A 3,833-nucleotide genomic window follows, 5' to 3' on the forward strand; every position below is an offset into this window, starting at 1 on the left:
CTTGATAGTAGCGGGGCTCCTTGCCGCTACCGTCGTCGTAATAAGGTTCGGTGACTAGCTCTTCGTCGGCATCCGCAATTCCACGGAAGTGCTTATAGCGCTGCCATAACGTGTCAACGCTCGGGAATTTATCCAGAGCAAATTCAATTTCAATGTCTTCGCCTGCGACGGCGGTTTTGTTATGACCAGCGAAACCGTCGCCGTTAGAACTGAACGCGCAAGGGACTTCTAAGATATCGGCATAACCCAAGGCCTGTTGCAAGCCATGACTTATGGTGCAGTTGTTGTCTTTAGCTTCTACAACGGCAATCGGCACGCCTTTTTCTTTTTGCAGTACATAGTCGGCAAATTTCTTTTTCTTCTTGTTGCGTGAGGAAAGATTGCCGCGGACGATAACTGGACCAGGCGTCAGGGTAACCTCGCGACGAACTTGCGTCATCTCATCCCAGCCTGCTTTGACGAGGGCGGGAGTAATAAACTTGGCCTTGATGTCGGCTTCGCTAAGTTCTTTTTTTTCTTTTGAATTCATCCCCACCCCTGATCAACGTAGCAACTGTTTTTTTATCTATTTGAACAAAGAAAAAGCTAACCAATTGGTTAGCTCTTTTTTAAAGGAAAAACAATCGAACGCCCCGAGTGGGACTATATATCAATATTCCCAGCAGACAGCGCATTCAATTCAATAAACGCACGACGTGGTTCCACGTCGTCGCCCATCAATGTCGTGAAGATCTGATCGGCTGCGATCGCGTCTTCGATCTGCACTTTTAACAGGCGGCGCACGGTTGGGTCCATCGTGGTTTCCCACAGTTGCGATGGGTTCATCTCGCCCAGACCTTTGTAGCGTTGCTTGCCGACGTTGCGCTCTGCTTCGCTGCGCAACCAGTTCATCGCCTGGTGGAAGTCGTTGATGCCTATGGATTTGGCTTTTTCGCCTGCGCCACGCTGCACCATTGCGCCTGGGCCGATCAAGCCCTTGAAGGTTGCTGCGGCGTTGGCGAGTACGGTGTAGTCGGCACTGCTGACGAAGTCCGCATCGATCGCGCTGACCTTGACGTTGCCGTGATACATGCGATGGATGCGCAGCGAGTGCTTCTCTGCCGCCTCGTCGTATTTGACGTGGACTTGTACCGATGGCTCGTTGATGCCGGCTTGCAGCCGCTGGGCCGATGCTTGTGTCGCTTCGGTCGAGCTCAGGTCCAGCGTCACGCCGGTCATGATGGCGGTGAGTGCTGCGCCATCGACTGCACGCGTCAGGCGGTTGATGATGGCGTTGGAGGTGTTGTATTGACGGACCAGCTCGGACAATGCGTCGCCGCTGATAGGCGCTGCGCCTTCTGCCGGGATCAGGACTGCATCGTTCAATGCGATCTGCATCATGTAGATGGCTTCTTCGACGTCATCCTTGAGGTAGCGCTCGTCCTTGCCATGCTTGACCTTGTACAGCGGCGGTTGCGCGATGTAGACGTGGCCGCGCTCTACCAGTTGCGGCATCTGGCGATACAGCAGCGTGAGCAGCAGAGTGCGGATGTGGGCGCCGTCGACGTCGGCATCGGTCATGATGATGATGCGGTGATAGCGCAGCTTGTCGATATTGAATTCGTCCGCGCCTATGCTGGTGCCTAGCGTGGCGATCAGGGTGGTGATCTGTTCGCTGGCGAGCATTTTTTCAAAGCGGGCTTTTTCGACGTTGAGGACTTTACCGCGCAAAGGCAGAATCGCCTGGAACTTGCGGTCACGACCCTGCTTGGCGGAGCCGCCGGCGGAGTCACCTTCGACTACGTACAGTTCGCACAGGGCGGGATCTTTTTCCTGGCAATCGGCCAGCTTGGCGGACAGGCCGAGGCCGTCCATGATGCCTTTGCGGCGGGTCAGGTCGCGCGCCTTGCGGGCTGCTTCGCGTGCGCGTGCAGCTTCTACGATCTTGCCGCAGATGATCTTGGCGTCGTTAGGACGCTCCTGCAGGTAGTCGGCTAGCGTCTTGGCGACGATCTCTTCGACCGGGCCGCGCACTTCGGACGACACCAGCTTGTCTTTGGTCTGCGAGCTGAACTTCGGCTCAGGCACTTTGACTGACAATACGCAGGTCAGGCCTTCGCGCATGTCGTCGCCAGTGACTTCTACTTTGGCTTTCTTGGCGAACTCGTGTTCTTCTATGTACTTGTTGATGACGCGCGTCATCGCGGCGCGCAGGCCGGTCAGGTGGGTGCCGCCGTCGCGTTGCGGAATGTTGTTGGTGAAGCAGAGCACCTGTTCATTGTAGGCGTCGTTCCATTGCATGGAGACGTCGACGGTGATGTTGGTGTTCTGGTCCGACATGCGTTCGCCGGTGGCCTGGAATATCGTCGGGTGCAAGACGCTCTTGGACTTGTTGATGTATTCAACAAAGCCGCGCGTGCCGCCTTCGAATGCGAAAATTTCTTCCTTGCCTGTGCGCTGGTCGCTCAGCTTGATGCGCACGCCGTTGTTGAGGAAGGACAGTTCGCGTATGCGCTTGGCCAGGATGTCGTAATGAAACTCGACATTGTTGAAGATTTCTTCATCGGCCCAGAAGTGCACTTCGGTGCCGCGCTTGTCGGTGTCGCCTATGACCTTGATCGGCGAGACAATCATGCCGTCTATGGTTTCGATCTCGCGGTTTTGCGGCACGCCACGGACAAATTCCATGTAGTGCTTTTTGCCGTCGCGACGGATGGTGAGCTTGAGCAGTTTGGACAAGCCGTTGACGCAGGACACGCCCACGCCATGCAAGCCGCCGGAAACCTTGTACGAGTTTTGATCGAACTTGCCGCCTGCGTGCAGCTCGGTCATGACGATCTCTGCCGCGCTGCGTTTTGGATCGTGCTTGTCGTCCCACTTGATGCCGGTAGGAATGCCGCGGCCGTTATCGGTAACCGAGATCGAATTGTCCGAGTGGATGGTGACGTTGATCTCGGTGCAGTGACCGGCCAGCGATTCATCGATGGAGTTATCCAGCACTTCAAACACACAGTGATGCAAACCGGTGCCGTCCGAGGTATCGCCTATGTACATGCCCGGGCGCTTGCGCACCGCTTCCAGACCTTCAAGGATCTGGATGGATGATGCGCCGTATGCTGCGGAAAGCGCGGATGGCGATTGCGGGGTGTTGTCGTTAGGGATCGCGGACATGGCTACCTTTAAAAAACGGTTACTTGGTTATTGCGCAAAACGAGGGGGTTGGACTTTGCTGTTCCGGCTTTTGGCGGCGGAGAACAAACTGGCTTGCACATATCAATGCGCGGGCTTGGCCTCTTACTCATGTTGCGAAATAACTGCTGCTAATAAAACTGCTTGAAACTGATGCACGAACTTCATGCTGTTCATTGCATCGACTGCTTTTGAAACTTCCGGCCCGATCTGTCTTGCTGCCGGCGGTTCTGGATTCCCGCCTGCGCGGGAATAACAGGGAAGTGGGCTTGCTGCTTTACCCGGCTTCTTTTATCTCTTTAACACTATCAAGTATATGGGGGCAAAACACTGATTTTAAAGCGTTTTGCCCCTGTTTCTGCTGTGTTGCTGCAGATCAAATACGCATCGGCATGACGACGTATTTGAAGTCCGGATTCTCCGGCACCGTGATCAGCGCGGATGAATTGGCGTCGCCCAAAGCGATGTTGATGCTCTCGCCTTTGAGGTTGTTCAATACATCGAGCAGATAGGTGACGTTGAAGCCGATATCAACGCTATCTCCGCCGTAATCGATTTCGATTTCTTCGACCGCTTCTTCCTGGTCGGCATTGGTCGAGCTGATCTTCATGCTGCCCGGGCTCATGATGCAACGCACACCCTTGAACTTGTCGGATGTCATGATC

At 54.9% G+C, this 3,833-nt stretch carries 1 protein-coding gene and 2 pseudogenes; all 3 read right to left on the minus strand.

The window, feature by feature from the left end:
• Positions 1-529, minus strand: a pseudogene (locus Q7T06_RS01360) (type I restriction enzyme HsdR N-terminal domain-containing protein); the annotation flags it as partial.
• 113 nt (positions 530-642) lie between these two features.
• Complete coding sequence (gyrB, locus tag Q7T06_RS01365; RefSeq protein ID WP_304778895.1) at positions 643-3,150, minus strand: DNA topoisomerase (ATP-hydrolyzing) subunit B; 2,508 nt, start codon at positions 3,148-3,150, stop codon at positions 643-645.
• Positions 3,151-3,544: 394 nt separating this feature from the next.
• Positions 3,545-3,833: pseudogene (locus tag Q7T06_RS01370) on the minus strand (DNA polymerase III subunit beta); the annotation flags it as partial.

The sequence above is a fragment of the Herminiimonas sp. genome, from assembly GCF_030645555.1.
Classification (GTDB): Bacteria; Pseudomonadota; Gammaproteobacteria; order Burkholderiales; family Burkholderiaceae_D; genus Oxalicibacterium.

Coding starts and splice junctions, on each gene's coding strand:
- gyrB (WP_304778895.1), bottom strand. CDS start 3,150: ATGTCCGCGATCCCTAACGACAACACCCCGCAATCGCCATCCGCGCTT.